Here is a 17,499-nt window from a genome sequence, read left to right on the forward strand (position 1 = left end):
GGAAATCGCACCGCTCGAATGTAGGAGCTTTGTGATCGTCGGGCAATGCGATGGCGAGGCCGCGCATCCGCTTGCGCGGCGGGCTGGTCAGTTCCCCTGCGCGTGCCCTGCATTGGCGCGAAGCAGCGCCGTCAACCTTTCGGCCAGCGGCGAGCGCCAGGCACCGGCGCGCGCGATGACCCCCATGTCCCGCGCGATCTCTAGTTCCGGCACCGGCAGCACCTCCAACTCGTGCCGGCGGGCTTCGGCCAGTCCGGCGACGCTGCAGATCGTGAGCAGCGGGGACCTCCGCGCAAGCGGCCACATCGACACCCGGCCGAACTCCGCCTCCACGCGCACGTCCGGCCCCTCCAGGCCCCGTTTGCGGTATTCGGCGGTGATCCACTGGCGCACGCGCACGTGGGTGCCCGGCAGGATCCATTGCTCCCGTGCGAGATCGTGCAACGAGAGCGTCCCGCGCCCCTGCAACGGATGGCCGCGATCGCTCACCACATGGAATCGATCGGCGTAGAGCGACTGGAAGCTCAGGCCCTCCGTCGTCGCGGCCTCGCTCGCCGGGGCAAGAATGAGATCCAGGGTGCCGGCCAGCAGCATCTCGATCAGCTCGCTGATCAGCCGCTCGCGCAGCTGCAGCCGGGCGGCCGGGCGCTCCTGGATGAGCTGCCAGAAGGCGGTGACCACCAGCTCTTCGGAGACGGAGGGGCTGAACCCGACGCGCAACTGGCCCAGCTGGCCGGTGCGCATCTGCTGCATCTCGCGCATCGCGTCGCCGTACTCGAGCCAGATCTTGCGGCCGCGGTGCACGAACGAGCGGCCGGCTTCGGTGAGCAGAACCCCTTTGGCGTGCCGGGTGAAGAGCTGCAGGCCGGCGTCGGTTTCGATGCGGTGCACCGCCTTGGTCAAGGCGGGCTGGCTGATTCCCAGCGCCTGCGAAGCCCGTCCGATGCTCGCGTGCTCGGCGACCGCCAGAAGGTACTCAAAGTCCTGGATCTGCAAAGGCATTCCTGTTGGTTATGTCTTGTGCCAGTTTGGTTGATTGTTGGCATGCGTGCAAGTGGAGAAACTGGCCCAGGACCTTCCGCACACAGAGAGACAAACCATGGATTTGAACCTGCATATCCGACGCGGCGCGCGCTACTGGGGCCAACAGCCCGCCGTCATCCACAACGGCCGCATCGTGACCTATGCGGCGCTGCACGAGCGCTCCTGCCGACTGGCCAACGCGCTGCTGGCGCTGGGCCTGGAGAAGGGCGATCGCGTGGCCATCCATGCGCGCAATTGCGCCCAGCTCGTCGAGATCGAGTGCGCGCTGTACCAGGCGGGCCTGACGAAGGCCGCGCTCAATCCGCGCTACACGGCCACCGAGGTGTCGGAAGTCATGGCCGACTGCACGCCGGCCGTGCTGATCGCCGGGGAGGGCTTCACCGGTCACACCCCGTCCACGCCCGGCTTCGAATCGGTGCGCGCGATGATTTCGCTGGCCGGCGAGCGTCCCGGCTACCTGTCCTACGAGGCGCTGCTGGCCAGTGCGTCCCCGGTCGCGCCGGCGGTCGAATTCGATCCGGACGACATTGCCGTCCTGCATTTTTCGTCCGGCTCCACCGGCAAGATCAAGGCCGCGATGCAGAGCTTCGGGAATCGCCGGGCGAGCCTTCGCAAGTTCCTCGTCGGCAGCGACGCGCGGATCGGGCGGGGCGACCGCCTCGCGCTGCTCGGCCCGATGACGCACGCCACCGGCATGATGATCCAGCCGGTGCTGCACGGCGGCGGCACGCTGGTGGTGTTCGACAAGTACGAGGTCGAGCCCTTCCTGGCGGCGGTGCAGGAACTGCGCATCACGCACGTGTTCATGGTCCCGGCGATGATCCACATGGCCTTGGCGCATCCGTCGATCGGGCGCTACGACCTGTCCAGCCTGCGCTCCATCACCTATGGCGCAGCACCGATGGCGCCCACGCGAATCCGGGAAGCCTGGGCCTGCTTCGGTCCGATCCTCTCGCAAGGCTACGGGGGGAGCGAGACCACCTCCGGCGTGGCGCGCCTGTCCGTCGAAGACCACGCGCACGCGATCGCGCACCGTCCCGAGCGCCTGGCATCCTGCGGACGGCCCCACGTCGAGGCCGATGTGCGCGTGGTGAACGAGCGCGGCGAAGAGGTCTCGGGCGACGAAATCGGCGAAGTGGTGGTCCGCGGCGAAGACGTCTTCAAGGGCTACTGGGGCGCGCCGGAACTCACGGCCGAGGTGCTGGTCGACGGCTGGTTCCACACCAGCGACCTGGCGCGGGTGGACGAGGAGGGCTTCATCTACCTCGTGGACCGCAAGAAGGACATGATCATCTCGGGTGGATTCAACGTCTACCCCACCGAGGTGGAAGCCGTGCTCTACCAGCACCCCGCGGTCTTCGAGGCCTGTGTGGTGGGCGTGCCCGATGCGCAATGGGGCGAGAGCGTGAAGGCCGTCATCTGCCTGAAGGCTGGCGCCAAGGCCACGGACGGCGAGCTGATGGCCTTCTGCCGCGAGCGCCTGGCGGACTACAAGTCCCCGCGCACGATCGAATTCGCGGCCGAGCTGCCCAAGAACCCAAGCGGAAAGATCGCGCGCAAGCTGGTGCGAGAGCCCTATTGGGCCCACGTCGAACGCCGCGTCAACTGAACGAAGGAACAGACAGATGGAACACCTTGCCAGCCCCCAGCTCGCCGAGATTCGCGAGCGTCTTGCCCGCTTCATTCAGGACGACGTTCTCCCGATCGAGAAAGAGCTCGAACTCGGCCCCGAGGACCCGTGGCCGCGCGAAGTCCTGCATCGGATCTGGCGCCGCTCGAGCGAAGCGGGCCTGCTGCCGATCTGCCTGCCGCCCGAGATGGGCGGTGCGGGCCTGAGCGTCCTGGACCAGTGCCTGCTGAAGCTGGACATCGCCAGGTCCGGCGCGTTGCTGGGCGCGCACGTGCTGGGCGACCTGAGCGGTCCGCCGCGCGTGGGCAACATGCTGAAGTACGCCACGCCCGATCAGATGGAGCGCTTCTTCCTGCCGGTCATTCGCGGCGAGAAGGGCACCTGCTTCGCGATGACCGAACCCCACTCCGGATCCGACGCCAACAGCATCACGACCCGCGCGGTGCTCGATGGCGACGAGCTCGTCATCAATGGCCACAAGCACTACATCAGCGGCTCGCCGTTCGCCGACTTCGCGATCGTCCAGTGCGTGACCGATCCCGACAGCACACCCAAGGGGGTGACGGCGGTTCTGGTCGACCTGGATTCGCCCGGCGTGCGCCTGGAGCAGGCCTATCTGCCGATGTCCGGCCAGCACATCGACGCGGACATCATTTTCGAGAACACGCGCGTGCCGGTCGGCAACGTGTTCGGCGGCTTCGGCAACGGCTTCAAGCTCGGCATGGCGCGCATCAACGTGAACCGCCTGCTGCACTGCCCGACGATGCTGGGCATGGCGCGCCATGTGTACGAGCTGTCTCTGGGATACGCCCGCACCCGCCAGCAGTTCGGCGGCCCGATCGCACGCTTCCAGGCGATCCAGCACATGCTCGCCGACATGGCCGCGGCCTTGTGGGCGTGCGAAAGCATGATCCTGAACACGGCGATGCTGGCCGATCGCGGCGCCGACATCCGCATGGAGGCCGCGGCCTGCAAGCTGTTCGTGTCCGAGCGTTGCTTCGAAGTGGCCGACAAGGCGGTGCAGATCCACGGCAACGTCGGCGTGACGAAGAACCATCCGGTGGAGCACGTGTTCCGCAAGCTGCGCATGTTCCGCATCGTCACGGGCACCAGCGAGATTCAGCGCAACACGATCGCCCGCGTCATTCTGGAAGCGTGAGTGAAAGAGGCGCACCAAGCGCCCGCGCAACCTTCAATTCACAAGGAGACAAGACATGAACAAGAGACGCTTCCTGCAGGCGGCCGGCGGCGCCGCGGCGGCACTGTTCGCATCGCACGCCAGCTGGGCCGCGGACGCCTATCCGGACCGGCCCATCCGGATGCTGGTGCCGTTCCAGCCGGGCAGCACACCGGACATCTGGGCGCGGGCGCTCGGCAGCGCCCTGACGGCGCGGCTGGGCCAGCCGATGGTGGTCGAGAACATGCCCGGCGCCGGCGGCTCCATCGGCGCATCGGCCCTGAAGCGCGCCAGCCCTGACGGCTATACCCTGGGCCTGTTCGCCAACACGCAAGCCATCACCGTGCATACGTTCCGCACGCCGCCCTACGACCTGGCGGCGGATTTCGTGGCCATTTCGATGCTGGGCGGCGGGGCTTCGCTGCTCACGGTTCCCGCGTCGTCGCCCATACGCACGGCCCAGGACTTGATCGCTGCGCTGAAGGCGAAGCCGGGCGGGATGGCTTACGGCTCCGGCGGCAATGGCAGCATTGCCCACCTGGCGGTCGAGCAACTGCTCAGGGATACCGGCACGACGGCCTTGCACGTCCCCTACAAGGGCGCGCCGGACATCGTCTCGTCCCAGCTGTCGGGCCAGACCCAATTCGGCATGCCCATCCTGGGGACGGCATTGACGTTCGTCAACAACGGCAAGCTGCGTGCGCTGGCCATCACCAGCGACAAGCGGTCGCCCTCGCTGCCCGAGGTGCCGACGCTGGCAGAGGCGCTGCCTCCCGGCTTCTCGTTGAACAGCTGGTCGGGGGTTTTCGCGCCCGCCAGGACGCCGGCGCCGATCGTCGATCGCCTGTCCAGGGAGATCGGCGCCATCTTGCGCTCGGGTGCGATGGATGAGCTGGTGAAGACCATGGGCTCCGAGCTCCGCCCCGATGGCTCGCCGGCGGAGTTCCAGAAATTCGTGATCGCCGAGGACAAGCGCTTCGGCGATCTGATCAAGAGCATTGGCTTGAAGGTGGACGGACGATGAAACCGGAATGGTCGTGCCTGAAGGATGTGACGATCCTCGATGTCAGCCAGTTGCTGCCCGGGCCCCACGCGGCGTCGCTGCTCGCCCAGTTGGGCGCGGACGTGATCAAGATCGAGAACCCGGACACCGGGGACACCTCGCGCCTGCTCGGGCCGGCGGTGTTCGCCCAGTTCAATCGCGGCAAGCGATCGGTCGCCCTGGACCTGAAGTCGCCCGAGGGAAAGGCTGCCTTCCTGGACCTGCTCCAGCGCGCCGATGCGGTGATCGAAGGCTTCCGCCCCGGCGTGATGCAGCGGCTCGGGCTGGGCTACGACACCCTGGCCGAGGTCAACCCGGCCATCGTGCTGTGCTCGATCTCGGGCTTCGGCCAGACCGGGCCGCTGGCGGCCGATGCGGGCCATGACCTGAACTACCTGGCCCTGTCGGGCTACTGGGCGGTGCCGGTGCAGGTGCACGACAAGGTGTCGCGCCCACGCGCGCGCATCTCGGACTTCGCCGCCTCCGGCTATGCCGCACTGTCGCTGAGCGTGGCGATCATGAGCGCCCGCCAGAACGGCAAGGGGCAGCACCTGGACGTGTCGATTCTGGATGCCGTGACGTCCTGGACGGTGCAGGGCGCCTGGGCCGCCCGCGGCATTCCCGCGGACAGGCTGATCGACTCGCCGACGGTGATGCCGGAGAACGACCTGTTCGAGACCCTGGATGGCCGCCACCTCGCGATGGGCATCCTGGAGAACAAATTCTGGGTCAACCTGTGCGAGGTGCTGGGCGATGAGTATCCTGCCTTGCGCGATCCGCGTTTTGCGACCCGGCCGCAGCGGCAGAAGCACAAGCAGGAGGTCAATGCCCTCATGGTGCAGGTGTTCGCGGGCAAGACGCTGGCTGAATGGGGCGATCGCTTCGCCGGCACCGACGTCCCTTTCTCCCCGGTGCTGGGCGCCGCGGAGCTGTTCGAGGATGCGCAACTGATCGCGCGCGACATGGTGCGGCACCACCCCGAGGAAGGCCTGATTTCGGTGCGCTTCCCGGTGAAGTTCTCCGCCGGCCTGCCGGATGCGCCAGGGGCGGTGCCCGCGCTCGGCGCGCACACCGGGTCGGTCCTGAAGGCCTGAGGCGGTCTGGCGCCCCCCACGCTCTCAAGCGCATGTCTTTGATCTGCCGCAAGGTCGCGACGGGCCGGAGGTGAGAGGCTACGGCCATCCCCTCCGGAGAGCCGCATGACGCACACCACGATCAGAATCATCCGCGACGAGCACTCGGCGCTGTCCGCCATGCTGCGCTCCATCGTCCTGCTGCTGGCCCAGCATCGCCGACAGGGCACGCTGCCGGATTTCGGCGCCTTGCGTGCGATGCTTTTCTACGTCGACGAGTTTCCCGAGAAGCGGCACCACCGCAAGGAGTCCGAGCTGCTGTTCCCGAAGCTGCGCGCACGGACCCCGATCTCGCGCGAACTGCTCGACCGGCTGGACGACGACCACGCGCGCGGCGAGCGGAAGATCCGCGAAGTCGAGCATGCGCTGCTCGCCTTCGAGATGATGGGCGAGGTCCGTCGCCAGGCCTTCGAGCAGGCGGTCGAACGCTATGTCGACTTCTACCTGGCCCACATGGCGATGGAAGAGCGCGAGATCCTTCCGCTGGCCGAGAAGGTGCTGACGGACGACGACTGGAGCGACCTCGACCGGGCCTTCAGCGCCAATCGCGATCCGCTCACCGGCTGCGAGCCGGAGCCTGACTACGGGGCGCTTTTCACCCGGATCGTGAATGCGGTTCCCGCACCGATCGGCCTGGGCGCGGGGCGTTGAAGGGCGGCCGGTTCGCGGACTTCAGTCCGCCTTCAGCACGCCGCGGCGCACCTGGTCGCGCTCGATCGACTGGAACAACGCCTTGAAGTTGCCCTCGCCGAATCCGTCGTCGCCCTTGCGCTGGATGAACTCGAAGAACACCGGTCCGAAGGCGGTCTCGGAGAAGATCTGCAGCAGCAGGCGCGGACTGCCGCCCCCGGTGCTGCCGTCGAGCAGGATGCCGCGCGCCTGCAGTTCGGGGATCGGCTGGCCGTGGCCCGGCAGCCGCTGCTCGAGCATCTCGTAGTAGATGTCGTTGGGCGCGGTCATCAGGGGCACGCCGGCCAGGCCGAGCTGGTCGATGGTCGAGATCAGGTCGTCGCTCAGGAGCGCGATGTGCTGGATGCCCTCGCCGTTGAACTTCATCAGGAATTCTTCGATCTGGCCCGAGCCCTTGGAGGATTCCTCGTTCAGCGGAATGCGGATCTTGCCGTCGGGCGCGGTCAGCGCCTTCGAGGTGAGGCCGGTGTATTCGCCCTGGATGTCGAAGTAGCGGATCTCGCGGAAGTTGAAGAGCTTCTCGTAGAAGCCGGCCCAGAAGGCCATGCGGCCGCGGTAGACGTTGTGCGTCAGGTGGTCGACGATCTTCAGGCCGTGGCCGGCCGGATGCCGGTCGACGCCCTCGATGAACTCGAAGTCGATGTCGTAGATCGACTTGCCGTCCTCGAAGCGGTCGATCAGGTACAGCGGCGCGCCGCCGATGCCCTTGATCGCGGGCAGCCGCAGCTCCATCGGGCCGGTGGCGATCTCCACCGGCTGGGCGCCGAGCGCGAGCGCGCGCGCGTAGGCCTGGTGCGAATCCTTGACGCGGAAGGCCAGCCCGCAGGCCGAGGGGCCGTGCTCGGCCGCGAAGTAGGCCGCCGGGCTGTTCGGCTCGCGGTTGACGATGAAGTTGATGTCGCCCTGGCGGTACAGCACCACGTCCTTCGAGCGGTGCCGGGCCACCAGGGTGAAGCCGAGTTTCTCGAAGAAGGGCTCGAGGAGCTGCGGCGTGGGCGAGGCGAACTCGACGAACTCGAAGCCCATCAGTCCCATCGGGTTCTCGAACAGGTCGGTCATGTGCGTGCGCTCCGAAGTTGCGGCCTACTCGGCCGTGATGTTGGCCTTCCTGACCAGCCGGGCGTAGCGCTCCTGCTCGGTCTTGAAGAACTGGGCCGAGGCCTCGGGACTCATCGGGTTGATGATGTTCTCCTGCTTGGCCATGGCTTCCCTGGTCTCCGGCATGCCGAAGGCCGCCACCACCGCAGTATGGAGCCGTTTGACCTCGGCCGGTGGCAGCTTGGCCGGGCCGATCACCGCGAACCAGCCCGAGACGTCGACCTCGGGGAAGCCCTGCTCGGCGATGGTCGGCACGTCCGGCAGCGAAGGCACGCGGGTCTTGCCCATCACGCCGATCGCGCGCAGCGCGCCGCTCTTGAGCTGGCCCTGGATCGCCGGCACCGCCACCACGCCCATCTCGACCTGGCCGCCGATGATGTCGGCCACCATCGGTCCCACGCCCTTGTAGGGGATGTGGCGGACATCGACGCCGGCGGCATCCATGAACATCGCGCCGGCCAGGTGGATGATGGTGCCGTTGCCGGATGACGCGTAGTTGTAGCCGTCCGGCTTGGCCTTCAGCAGCGCCTGCAGCTCCTTGGCGTTCTTCGCCGGCACCTTCGGGTTCACCACCAGCACGAAGGGCGTCGCGCCGATCACCGAGATCGGCGTGATGTCGTTGATGGCGTCGAAGGGCATCTTCTTGAAGACGCTGGGATTCACCACGTGGTTGTTGGACACCACGCCGAGGGTCTGGCCGTCGGCCGGCGCCCGCACCACCACGCTGGTGCCGGTGAGGCCGCCGGCACCCGGCAGGTTCTCGATCACGACCGCCTGGCCGCCCAGCGCCTTGGTGAGCGAGGGCGAGGCGGCCCGCATGATGGTGTCGACGCCGGAGCCGGCACTCACCGGAAGCACCATCCGCAGCGGCTTGTCGGAGCCCTCGGCGAAGGCGCCGCTGGCGGTCACGGCGAAGGCGGCGGCGAGCAGGGCGGTCATGCCGCGGCGTTGGATCCTGAGGTTCATGGTGTGTCTCCGTGGGTCTTTGGGGGAATAGGGAATTCAGGCGGGCACGCGGATGGCGAGGCCGGCGAGGATCTCTGCGGTGTGCTGGCCCACGCTCGGCAGCGGGTGCCGAACGCCCGGGCGGCGGCCGCCCATCATCAGCGGCAGCAGCACGACGTCGGTGGTCTGGCCGTCGTCGCATTCCATCGGCACCAGGCCGCCGCTGGCCTTCAGGTGCGGGTCGTCGACCAGCTGGTCGGGCCGCATGATCGGTGCGTAGGGGATGCCGGCGGCCTCGAGCCTGGGTGCGAGTTCCGCCACGCGATGGTGCTTCAGGATCTCGCCGAGCTTCGCCAGCAGCGCCGGCCGAACCGCCACCCGCAGCGCGTTGTTCGCGAGCGCCGGATCGGCGGCCAGCGCCGGCGCGTCGATGACGCGGCACAGCGTCAGGAACTGCTTGTCGCTCACCGCGCCGATGAAGAGCTGCTCGCCGTCGGCCAGCGTGAAGACGTCGTACACGCTCCAGGCCGACACGCGCGAAGGCATCGGCGGCGGTGGCTCGCCGGTCATGGCGTACTGCTGCATGTGCTGCGACGACAGGAAGACGCAGTTCTCGAACAGCGCGCTCTGCACTTCCTGGCCGCGGCCGGTGCGCTCGCGTTCGCGCAGCGCCGCCAGTACGCCGATGGCGCCGAACATGCCGCCCATGATGTCGTTGACCGAGGTGCCGGCGCGCAGCGGCCGCCCGACCGGGCCGGTCATGTACGACAGCCCGCCCATCATCTGCACCACTTCGTCGAGCGCCAGCCGGTTTTCGTACGGACCGGGCAGGAAGCCCTTGTGCGTGACGTAGACCAGGCGCGGGTACTTCTTCGACAGGGTCTCGTAGTCGAGGCCGAAGCCGGCCATCAGGCCGGGCCGGAAGTTCTCCAGCACCACGTCGCACTGGCCCGCCAGTTCGGCCGCGGTGGCCCGGCCCTCCTCGGTGCCGATGTCGATCACCACGCTCTTCTTGTTGCGGTTGAAGGAGCGGAAGAAGCCGATGCCCAGGCCCGGCAGCTTGCGGGTCTTGTCGCCGCCGGGCGGCTCGACCTTGATCACCTCGGCGCCGAGGTCGGCCAGGATCATGCCGCAGGTGGGGCCCATCACCATGTGGGTGAACTCGAGCACGCGGACGCCGGCGAGCGGCAGGGGAGCGGTGGCGGTGGTCATGGAAGCATCTCGTGGTGGGGATCAGGCGGCCACGGCGTGGGCCGCCGCGCCGAAGGTCTTGGGCAGGCCGGCTTGCCACAACGCGCCGTGCAGCGTTTCGCCGGCCAGCCACTCGGCGACCCGGGCGCGCAGCGCCAGCAGCCGGTCGATGTCGATGCCGGTCGCGATGCCCATGCTGCCGAGCATGTAGGCCAGGTCCTCGCTCGAGACGTTGCCGCTGGCGCCCGGCGCGTGCGGGCAGCCGCCGATGCCCGCGAGGCAGGCATCGAAGCGGGCCACGCCGACCTCGAGCGCGGCGTAGACGTTGGCCAGGCCGAGCCCGCGCGTGTCGTGGAAATGACCGCACCAGAAGCGGTCGCCGGCGATCTTCAGCGCCTCCTCGAAGAGGTCGCGCACCATCGCCGGGTCGGCGTAGCCGACGGTGTCGGCCAGGCTCACGCGGTCGGCGCCGGCGTCGAGCAGGGCCTGCAGAAGCCGCAGCACCTCGCGCGGGTCGACCCGGCCCTGCAGGGTGCAGCCGAAGGCGGTGCCGACGCCGCCCTCGATCAGCGTCCGACGTCCGGACGCATCGCGCGCGGCGCGGATGCGCGCCACTTCGGCCACCACCTCGTCCGGGGTCTTGCGCAGGTTGGCGAGGCTGTGGGCATGGCTGGCGGAGAGCGGCACGATCATCAGGTCGGCCCCGGCGGCGATGGCGCTTTCGGCGCCGCGCAGGTTGGGCACCAGGACCGAGACGAAGAGCTTCGGCAGGGTCTTGGCGAAGGCGACGAGCTCGGCGGTATCGGCCAGCTGAGGCAGCAGGCGCGCCGGCACGAAGGAGCCGACCTCGATCTCGCGCTGGCCGGCTTCGTGGGCCGCGCGGATCCATTCGATCTTCTGCGCGGTAGGCAGGATGGTGGCGATGCTCTGCAGGCCGTCGCGCAGGCCGACTTCTCGGATCACGGCGCTGCGCGGCAGCCGGGTGGCGGTGAGGGTCATCGAATCCGTCTCCTGTCTTCGGGCGCACGGTGCGGCGCCATGGACAGACTGTAGGCATTCCCACTCGGTATAAAAAGCGGTAAATTGGAACGTTCAACGTTCCCATTCGGAATGCCACGAGCTGAACCCCCATGCGCGACCTCGACCTCACCTCCTTGCGGCTCTTCGTCAGCGTTTGCGAGACGCGCAACATCGCGCGGGCCGCCGAGCTGCACCACATCGTCGCCTCGGCCATCAGCAAGCGCCTGCTGCTGCTCGAGGAGACCGTCGGCAACAAGCTGATCGAGCGGCACCGGCGCGGCGTGCAACCCACGGCGGCCGGCGAGATCCTGCTCGAGCATGCACGCCTGATGCTGGCCGGCGCCGACCGGGTGGCGCGCGACATGGCGGCCTACGGCACGGGCATCAAGGGGCAGGTCAGGGTGCTGGCCAGCGTGTCGTCGATCGCCGAGTTCCTGCCCGACGACATCGCCGCCTTCCTGCAGTTGCCCGCGCACCGCGACATCCGCATCGACATCGAGGAGGCACTCAGCCGCGACCTGGTGCGCGGCTTGCGCGAAGGCCTGGCGCCGGTGGGCGTGTGCTGGGACGCGGCCGACCTCGAAGGCCTGGCGACCCGGCCCTACCGGCACGATCACCTGGCGATCATCGCGCACCCCGCGCACCCGATCGCGCGCTTCAAGCGTTGCGCTTTCGCCCAGACGCTGGATTTCGAGCACGTCGGCTTGCCGGCGTCGACCGCGGTGCACACCATGCTGGGGCGCGCCGCGGCCATCATCGGCAAGCCGATCAGCTACCGTGCGGTGGTCAGCACCTTCGACGCCTCGATGCGCTGCGTGCGCGCCAACCTCGGCATCGCGGTGGTGCCGCGCGAGGTGGCCGATCCGGTGGCCGCCAGTTTGGGCATCCGCGTGCTGCCGCTGTCGGATGCCTGGGCGAAGCGCAGGTTCGCGCTGTGCTTTCGCGACGAGTCCCGGCTGTCGCCGGCGGCGCGCCTGCTGGTCGGGCACCTCGAGGGGCTCGAACGGGCGCGGCGCGCCCCCGCCTGACGGCTCTGGCTCTACTGCCAGGGCGCCCTGGCGATCCGCCCCTGGTACTGGGTCGAACCCGACTTGAAGATCGCGATGTCGACGTTGTCGGCGTCGATCTGCAGCAGTCCCCAGTTGCGCTGCACCGCACCGACGGTCACCGCGGTGGCGATCGCGGCGCCCGAAGCCGTGGCTTCGAACAGGTTTCTGCCGCCGGCGAGCCGGTAGGTCGCCAGGTTGTTGTCGTGGATATCCCCGCTGAGGATCAGGACGCGATGCTTCGCGGCGAGCTGCTGCATCCAGTTGTATTCGGCCTCGCAGTCGAGCCAGGTCTCGCCGTTGCGGGCGTCGTAGACGATGCCCGAGGCGACCAGGTGCACCGTCTTCGGATCCGCCGCGGCGCAGGCCGCTTCGATCGCGTCGGTCTGGGCCTTGCCCAGCAGCGCCCGCCGTCCGCCCTTGGCCTTGAAGCTACGCCCGTCGGTCAGGTGCAGCAGCACGTCTTCGGCCAGCGCGACATTGACATAGCCGGGCGCCGGAGTACGGCGGTCGAAACCCGGCGGCGTGCTCGGAAAACTGCCCGGCGCAAGGCGTGCCGCCAGGGCGGTGCGGAAGGCATTGAACACCGCCCGACTCGGCGCGATCAGCGGACTCAGGTCGGGCTGGCGTGCGATCTCGGCGCCGCAGGCGCCGTTGAACATGAAGTCGTGGTCGTCCCAGATCGCGTAGGTCGAGAGCGCGGGCCGCGCGACCAGCGACTGGAAGTTGGCGATGGCCACCTGACTGCCGAGCCGGGCCATCGCGTGGGTGGCGAACTCGAAGGCACTCATCGCCTTGACCGCGGCCATGCTGGAACCGTCGGCGTCGTAGTACGCCGAGTCGCCCAGCAGCACCAGCACAGTGGGGTCGGCGGCGGCGATTTCGTCCCAGATGGTCTGCACCGGGAAATGGAACGCCGTCATGCAGGATGTGAACGCGATTCGCATCGAAGGCTTCCTCCGTGTGGAAGCGGCGAAGACTATGCCGGTGCCGCCCGCGCCGCCATCCGGCGAACGATATAGGCGGTGCCCGCGGCTGGCCGTCCTAGGCGCCCGACTCCGTCATCGGCTGCACCTTGTCGCGGATCGCCCGCGCCGTGAACGTCGTCTTCATCCCGAGCTGTGCGGAGACCTCGGCATCGCTCATGCCGCCCTGGATGAGGCGCGCGGCATAGGCGTTGCGCACGAACTGCGGGCCATGGAAGGCCGCTTCGTGGCCCAGCACCTCGAGCGTGCGCTTCACGCAGCTCGTGACCACGCGCTCGGCCAGGTCCGGCGCCACGGGGCTGCAGGCCGCGCCCAGGCCGCCGCCGACCAGCTCGGTCGACTGCACCATGTCGGCCTGGCCGAGGAAGAGGCGGTTGGAGACCCGGGCGTTCTCGTCGCGCTCGCGCCGGGTCCGCACCACCCGCAGCCTGCCGCGGGCGTCGAGCCACTGCTGCAGCGCTTGCCCCAGGTGCGGGCGCCCGACCAGCGTACGCGCCTCGACCTGCCGGTGGCCCGGCGAGCGGATGACCACGCTGCCGTCCGCCTGGACCGTGAGGTTGCGCGGGATCAGCTTGCAGACTTCGGACAGCTTCAGCCCGCACTCGGCCACCACCAGGCGCAGCGCCAGGTTGCGCGCCGGCGTCCAGCCGCTGGGGAGCTGGCGCGACTCCTCCTCGAAGAGCACGGCGGCCGTCCGTTCGTAGGCCGCCAGGAAGGTCGGGCCGGGCGGCAGCGGGGGATCGGTCTCGAAGCGGGTCTCGGGCTGCCGCCGCTTGCCGTCGAGCACCACCGATGCCGGGTTCGAAGCGACGACGCCGGTGGCGTTCAGGTGCGTGAACACGCGGTGGATCTCCGCCAGGTAGGTGCGCATGGTGCGCACGCTGGCGGGCGCATCGCCGCGCCCGCGCAGGGCGTCGAGAAAGGACTCGATGTGGGCCTGCCGGACCTCGTCGAGCCGCAGCGACCGGGCGGCGAGCCAGCGGCAGAACTTGCTCCAGAACGATCGATAGAGGTTGTTGCTGTGCGCGGTGTAGCGCGGCGCATCGGCGTCGGCGAGGTCGGCGGCCTTCTTCCAGCTCAGGGTCGAGCGCCACAGCCTGTGGGCTTCGACGGGATTCTGCAGCCAGGGCAGGCGAGCTTCGGAGGAGACGGCGACGGTGTGTGGCATGGGTGCTGGAGATGCAGCATAGCCCAGGGGGCGGCGCGCTACGGTGCCGGAACGACCTCGTAGTACACCCCGCTGGACCCGAAGTACGGCTTGTACCAGGTCGGCCCGAACTGGTAGTAGTTGACGCCGTTCACCACCATGCTTCTGGCCCCCCCCGGCAATGTCGCCAGCTGGGTGCCGAGCGGCATGTTGGCCTGCACCGGATAGACGGGCTGTGGAACCACCACGGCCGGCTGCTGGACCACCACGGTGGGTGGTCGATACGCATCGGCCATCGCCGCGCCCACCGCCATGCCCGCAACCGCGCCGGCCGCCGCGCCGCAGCCATAGCAGCCGGCGGGGCGATAGTAGGGGTGGTAGGGGTGGTAGCCGCCGACGGCCACCGCGCCGCCTCGCCAGCCGCCCGCGGCGGCGACCCATGCGTTGGCGCTGGACAGCGGAACGAGCATCGCGGAGATGAACGCGCCGCCGAGGAAGAGTGTCTTGATCTGCTTCATCACCAGGGTCCTTTGCGTGATTACTTGCCTTGGCCGATCTGCTTGAACTCGAGCTTCACGGCACCCTTCGGGATCGTCGCGTTGAAGGTCTTCGCCGGAACGCTGGCGTTGAGTTTCCACTCGGAGAACTCGACCGTGAACGTCGGCTGGCGCTCTCCCGTGCGATAGGAAACGACCATCAGGCGCGGCAGCTTGTCGGCGGCGCCGATCCAGATCTCCCAGTCCAGCCCCGGGGCGGTGAACGCCAGGTGGTCGGTCTTGACGCCGCCGATGGTCGATTGCCCGACCCAGAAGGCGCTGGAAAAGTCCTTCGTCAGGAAGGCATACGGGTCCGCGACCAGCAGGTCGAGAAAGGGCGCCGTGGCGTCGGACCCCGGCTGCACGCTTTGCATCAGCGCCTCGATCGCGCCGCCCGCCGCGTCGCGCTGCGTGTAGAACTTGTTGTCGACCCCGATCACGGTCACCGTCTTGCCGTCATAGAAAGTGTCGCTCGGGAACAGGTCGCCGCGCGCCTCCACGAACAGCTTGTCGGGCCGCTGCATGACCACGCGCGATGAAGCGAACAGGCTGACGTACTGCCCGGTCGGCGCGTGCGTCGGCACGATGCCGCGCACCTTGAAGCTCAAGGTCTTCGCGCCGCCCAGTGTGTCGCTCATGCGCCTCAGCATGGCGAGCGCGCGCTCGTCCTTGAAGTCCTTGGCGGGTGCGGCCACGGGGGGCGATTTGCTGTCTTGCGCCAGGGCCACGCGACCGTCCCCCAGCAGCGCCGAGACTGCGAGCAGGGCAAGACCGAACCGATGGCTGATGGTTCTCAGGGTGCGAGTCATCGATGTTCTCCAGAAAAAGGGGACTGAACTCAGGGCGCGGGTTCGGATCGCACGGCGACGTCGATCGCGTCCAGCAGGTCCTTGCCGCGAAACGGCTTCGACAGGTAGCCCGACGCGCCGCGGCGCATCGCCTCGATACGCACCTCCGGCGCGTCGTGCGCCGTGACCACGATGACCGGAGGTCCGGGTCCGCGCGTGCGCAATTCCGTCAGCAGTTCCAGGCCGGACATCGCGGGCAGCTTGAAGTCGCTCACGATACAGGCGGCCTTTGCGATCGGCCCCTCGGCCAGAAGAGCCTCCGCCGACGCATAGGCCACGGTCTTCAACCCGGCCGCGTTCAGCAGGCGCTGGACCGCCTGGCGCATGCTGTCGTCGTCATCCACCACAAGTACCGCGCCGGTCGGGATCAGTGTCATCGGGGTGTTCAGGTAGCGGCCGATAGTATTCGCTCGCTCCGCATGAAAGTCGCTTCCATCATTGCGCGCTGGCTTTCGCAAGGAAACCGGGTCGAAGGGCAATTTGATTGCCCGAAAGGGAAAGCGCGGAGCGCTCCGTCGGGGGTCGACGCGCCCGGTGCTCAGAACCTGAAGCCGGCGCCGAAATAGAGCCCGCCCATCGCCATCTTGTTGAGCAGTCCGTCGTCGCGCCTGTAGCTCAGGTAGCGATAGCCGAACTTCAGCGAGGTGGTGGGGGAGTACTGGTAGCTCGCACCGGCGATCGCCTGCCAGCTCGAATTCGAACTGCCCTCGCCGACGTCGAGGTGGCCCATGAGCGACCACTTGTCGCCAATCGGCACGATCGCGCGCACGCCGATGATGCCGTCGGTCGAGCCCGCCGTGTCTTCGATCTGGGCGCCAAGCCCCCGCGGGCTCGGCGCGATGTCCACGTTGGTCTTGACGTTGATGTAGCGCACGCCGCCCAGGACGTCGACCGCCACCGGCGCGTGGACGACACGATAGAAGCCCGCCAGCGTCGCGATCGTCTGCTCGAACTTGACGTTGTAGCCGCCGAGAAGGCCGCCGGCCAGCTGGTTGGCGACGCCGAGCTTCACGTACTGGATGTCGAGCAGTCCGCCCCAGTCGCCCTTGCGGGCTTCGAGGGTGCCCATGGCGCCGAAATCCAATGCCTCGAGCAGGCGGGTGGAACTCACGCTGACCGTGTTGCCGGGCAGCGGACCCAGCTTCAGGTCGGAGCGGACGCCGGGCGTCCACAGGTACGGAATGAACTCGAACTGCCATTCGTCGGCCGGCGGGATGCTCTGTGCCGCGGCCGGCGCGCAGGCGAGGGCTGCCGCCATGCATGCGGCCGGAATCCGGCGGCCGCGGGCCCGGCGCATGGGGCTCTCGGCCATTGGGGCGACCGAGTCCGCAGTTCGGCGCGATGTCATCCAGGTTCTTCTTCGGCTTTCGTTCACGGTGCGCCAACGACGGTGTAATAGACGCCGTTGGCGCCATAGAAGGGCCGGAACCAGCTGTCGCCGACATGGTAGTAGTCGACGCCGTAGCGGTTCACCATGACCGCGCCTTCGGGCACCCTCGCGTAGCTGACGCCCATGGGATAGACGGCGCGGTTCGCGTTGGCCACCGCGGCGCCGGCCGCCACCCCGACGACGGCACCCGCGGCCACCGCGCCCGCGCAGTCGTAGCAGCCCGCGTGATAGTAGGGCACCGCCACCGGTGCATGGTAGGGCGCATAGCCCGCGGCGCCGTAGGCGGGCGGGTGGTAGGTGCTGAAGCCGCCGGCCGTCGTGTGCACCGCACCGTAGCCGGCCACGCCGGTGGTGGTGCCGCCATACACGTTGGTGTGGGTGGTGGCGCCGTCCCAGCTGTGCTCGGTGCTGCCGCCCCAGCGATTGGTGTGCTCGGCGCCGCCCCAGCCGCCGGAGGAATGGCCGCCGAAGCGGTTGGCGCTGGCCCAGGCAGCGGCCGGTGCGTGGAAGCCCGCCGTGATCAACAAGCTCGCCAGCAGCGGCAGGAGGGTCTTGAGGGATGTCATCGTTCGAACT

General features: G+C 68.5%; 18 protein-coding genes. 6 read left to right on the forward strand and 12 right to left on the reverse strand.

Annotation, left to right across the window (positions count from 1 at the left end; genetic code table 11):
* Positions 1-87: 87 nt before the first annotated feature.
* Positions 88-996: a LysR family transcriptional regulator gene (locus AB4Z46_RS26205; RefSeq protein ID WP_442286477.1), complete on the reverse strand. Its 909-nt coding sequence runs from the start codon at positions 994-996 to the stop codon at positions 88-90.
* A gap of 103 nt (positions 997-1,099) precedes the next feature.
* On the opposite strand from AB4Z46_RS26205, the gene AB4Z46_RS26210 reads away from it, so the two are divergent.
* From AB4Z46_RS26210 to AB4Z46_RS26230, 5 genes are all read left to right on the forward strand, one after another.
* Entirely contained in the window at positions 1,100-2,653 is a 1,554-nt protein-coding gene (locus AB4Z46_RS26210) for an AMP-binding protein (RefSeq protein WP_442286478.1), read from the forward strand.
* 16 nt (positions 2,654-2,669) lie between these two features.
* Positions 2,670-3,833 (forward strand): acyl-CoA dehydrogenase family protein, encoded by a 1,164-nt coding sequence (locus AB4Z46_RS26215; RefSeq protein WP_442286479.1) that lies wholly within the window; start codon positions 2,670-2,672, stop codon positions 3,831-3,833.
* 55 nt (positions 3,834-3,888) lie between these two features.
* Positions 3,889-4,875, forward strand: coding sequence for a Bug family tripartite tricarboxylate transporter substrate binding protein (locus tag AB4Z46_RS26220; RefSeq protein ID WP_442286480.1), 987 nt, complete (start codon positions 3,889-3,891; stop codon positions 4,873-4,875).
* Entirely contained in the window at positions 4,872-5,987 is a 1,116-nt protein-coding gene (locus AB4Z46_RS26225) for a CaiB/BaiF CoA transferase family protein (protein WP_442286481.1), read from the forward strand. The genes AB4Z46_RS26220 and AB4Z46_RS26225 overlap by 4 nt, the downstream gene beginning before the upstream one ends.
* A 105-nt stretch (positions 5,988-6,092) precedes the next feature.
* Positions 6,093-6,677: a hemerythrin domain-containing protein gene (locus tag AB4Z46_RS26230; RefSeq protein WP_442286482.1), complete on the forward strand. Its 585-nt coding sequence runs from the start codon at positions 6,093-6,095 to the stop codon at positions 6,675-6,677.
* Positions 6,678-6,698: 21 nt separating this feature from the next.
* Here AB4Z46_RS26230 and hppD read toward each other — a convergent pair whose 3' ends face one another.
* Genes hppD through AB4Z46_RS26250 form a run of 4 tightly spaced genes read right to left on the reverse strand, consistent with a single transcriptional unit; the run spans position 6,699 to position 10,949 of the window.
* Complete coding sequence (gene hppD / locus AB4Z46_RS26235; protein WP_442286483.1) at positions 6,699-7,775, reverse strand: 4-hydroxyphenylpyruvate dioxygenase; 1,077 nt, start codon at positions 7,773-7,775, stop codon at positions 6,699-6,701.
* Between the two features lie 24 nt (positions 7,776-7,799).
* Complete coding sequence (locus AB4Z46_RS26240) at positions 7,800-8,780, reverse strand: Bug family tripartite tricarboxylate transporter substrate binding protein (RefSeq protein ID WP_442286484.1); 981 nt, start codon at positions 8,778-8,780, stop codon at positions 7,800-7,802.
* A 36-nt stretch (positions 8,781-8,816) separates the two neighbouring features.
* The gene (locus AB4Z46_RS26245) at positions 8,817-9,971 is read right to left on the reverse strand and encodes a CaiB/BaiF CoA transferase family protein (RefSeq protein WP_442286485.1); all 1,155 of its coding nucleotides are present in this window, start codon (positions 9,969-9,971) and stop codon (positions 8,817-8,819) included.
* Between the two features lie 21 nt (positions 9,972-9,992).
* Complete coding sequence (locus AB4Z46_RS26250) at positions 9,993-10,949, reverse strand: hydroxymethylglutaryl-CoA lyase (protein ID WP_442286486.1); 957 nt, start codon at positions 10,947-10,949, stop codon at positions 9,993-9,995.
* Between the two features lie 131 nt (positions 10,950-11,080).
* Between AB4Z46_RS26250 and AB4Z46_RS26255 the strand changes: the two genes are divergently transcribed.
* A complete protein-coding gene (locus AB4Z46_RS26255; RefSeq protein ID WP_442286487.1) occupies positions 11,081-11,998 on the forward strand; it encodes a LysR family transcriptional regulator in 918 nt (305 codons plus the stop codon).
* Between the two features lie 11 nt (positions 11,999-12,009).
* On the opposite strand, the gene AB4Z46_RS26260 is transcribed toward AB4Z46_RS26255, so the two are convergent.
* The 7 genes from AB4Z46_RS26260 to AB4Z46_RS26290 form a co-directional block, all read right to left on the reverse strand.
* Complete coding sequence (locus AB4Z46_RS26260) at positions 12,010-12,963, reverse strand: hypothetical protein (RefSeq protein ID WP_442286488.1); 954 nt, start codon at positions 12,961-12,963, stop codon at positions 12,010-12,012.
* A gap of 97 nt (positions 12,964-13,060) precedes the next feature.
* Complete coding sequence (locus AB4Z46_RS26265; protein ID WP_442286489.1) at positions 13,061-14,170, reverse strand: site-specific integrase; 1,110 nt, start codon at positions 14,168-14,170, stop codon at positions 13,061-13,063.
* A 38-nt stretch (positions 14,171-14,208) separates the two neighbouring features.
* A complete protein-coding gene (locus AB4Z46_RS26270) occupies positions 14,209-14,667 on the reverse strand; it encodes a hypothetical protein (RefSeq protein WP_442286490.1) in 459 nt (152 codons plus the stop codon).
* A 20-nt stretch (positions 14,668-14,687) separates the two neighbouring features.
* Positions 14,688-15,494, reverse strand: a complete 807-nt coding sequence (locus tag AB4Z46_RS26275; protein ID WP_442286491.1) for a DUF2092 domain-containing protein — start codon at positions 15,492-15,494, stop codon at positions 14,688-14,690.
* Between the two features lie 29 nt (positions 15,495-15,523).
* Positions 15,524-15,910: a response regulator transcription factor gene (locus AB4Z46_RS26280; RefSeq protein WP_442286492.1), complete on the reverse strand. Its 387-nt coding sequence runs from the start codon at positions 15,908-15,910 to the stop codon at positions 15,524-15,526.
* A gap of 161 nt (positions 15,911-16,071) precedes the next feature.
* The gene (locus AB4Z46_RS26285; protein ID WP_442286493.1) at positions 16,072-16,830 is read right to left on the reverse strand and encodes a hypothetical protein; all 759 of its coding nucleotides are present in this window, start codon (positions 16,828-16,830) and stop codon (positions 16,072-16,074) included.
* Positions 16,831-16,904: 74 nt separating this feature from the next.
* A complete protein-coding gene (locus tag AB4Z46_RS26290; protein ID WP_442286494.1) occupies positions 16,905-17,489 on the reverse strand; it encodes a hypothetical protein in 585 nt (194 codons plus the stop codon).
* Between the last annotated feature and the right edge of the window lie 10 nt (positions 17,490-17,499).

The organism is Variovorax sp. M-6, from assembly GCF_052114385.1.
Classification (GTDB): Bacteria; Pseudomonadota; Gammaproteobacteria; order Burkholderiales; family Burkholderiaceae_C; genus Variovorax.

Coding starts and splice junctions, on each gene's coding strand:
- AB4Z46_RS26225 (WP_442286481.1), top strand. CDS start 4,872: ATGAAACCGGAATGGTCGTGCCTGAAGGATGTGACGATCCTCGATGTC.
- AB4Z46_RS26270 (WP_442286490.1), bottom strand. CDS start 14,667: ATGAAGCAGATCAAGACACTCTTCCTCGGCGGCGCGTTCATCTCCGCG.
- AB4Z46_RS26265 (WP_442286489.1), bottom strand. CDS start 14,170: ATGCCACACACCGTCGCCGTCTCCTCCGAAGCTCGCCTGCCCTGGCTG.
- AB4Z46_RS26220 (WP_442286480.1), top strand. CDS start 3,889: ATGAACAAGAGACGCTTCCTGCAGGCGGCCGGCGGCGCCGCGGCGGCA.
- AB4Z46_RS26210 (WP_442286478.1), top strand. CDS start 1,100: ATGGATTTGAACCTGCATATCCGACGCGGCGCGCGCTACTGGGGCCAA.
- AB4Z46_RS26245 (WP_442286485.1), bottom strand. CDS start 9,971: ATGACCACCGCCACCGCTCCCCTGCCGCTCGCCGGCGTCCGCGTGCTC.
- AB4Z46_RS26250 (WP_442286486.1), bottom strand. CDS start 10,949: ATGACCCTCACCGCCACCCGGCTGCCGCGCAGCGCCGTGATCCGAGAA.
- AB4Z46_RS26230 (WP_442286482.1), top strand. CDS start 6,093: ATGACGCACACCACGATCAGAATCATCCGCGACGAGCACTCGGCGCTG.
- AB4Z46_RS26215 (WP_442286479.1), top strand. CDS start 2,670: ATGGAACACCTTGCCAGCCCCCAGCTCGCCGAGATTCGCGAGCGTCTT.
- AB4Z46_RS26280 (WP_442286492.1), bottom strand. CDS start 15,910: ATGACACTGATCCCGACCGGCGCGGTACTTGTGGTGGATGACGACGAC.
- AB4Z46_RS26260 (WP_442286488.1), bottom strand. CDS start 12,963: ATGCGAATCGCGTTCACATCCTGCATGACGGCGTTCCATTTCCCGGTG.
- AB4Z46_RS26290 (WP_442286494.1), bottom strand. CDS start 17,489: ATGACATCCCTCAAGACCCTCCTGCCGCTGCTGGCGAGCTTGTTGATC.
- AB4Z46_RS26275 (WP_442286491.1), bottom strand. CDS start 15,494: ATGACTCGCACCCTGAGAACCATCAGCCATCGGTTCGGTCTTGCCCTG.
- AB4Z46_RS26255 (WP_442286487.1), top strand. CDS start 11,081: ATGCGCGACCTCGACCTCACCTCCTTGCGGCTCTTCGTCAGCGTTTGC.
- AB4Z46_RS26285 (WP_442286493.1), bottom strand. CDS start 16,830: ATGCGCCGGGCCCGCGGCCGCCGGATTCCGGCCGCATGCATGGCGGCA.
- AB4Z46_RS26240 (WP_442286484.1), bottom strand. CDS start 8,780: ATGAACCTCAGGATCCAACGCCGCGGCATGACCGCCCTGCTCGCCGCC.
- hppD (WP_442286483.1), bottom strand. CDS start 7,775: ATGACCGACCTGTTCGAGAACCCGATGGGACTGATGGGCTTCGAGTTC.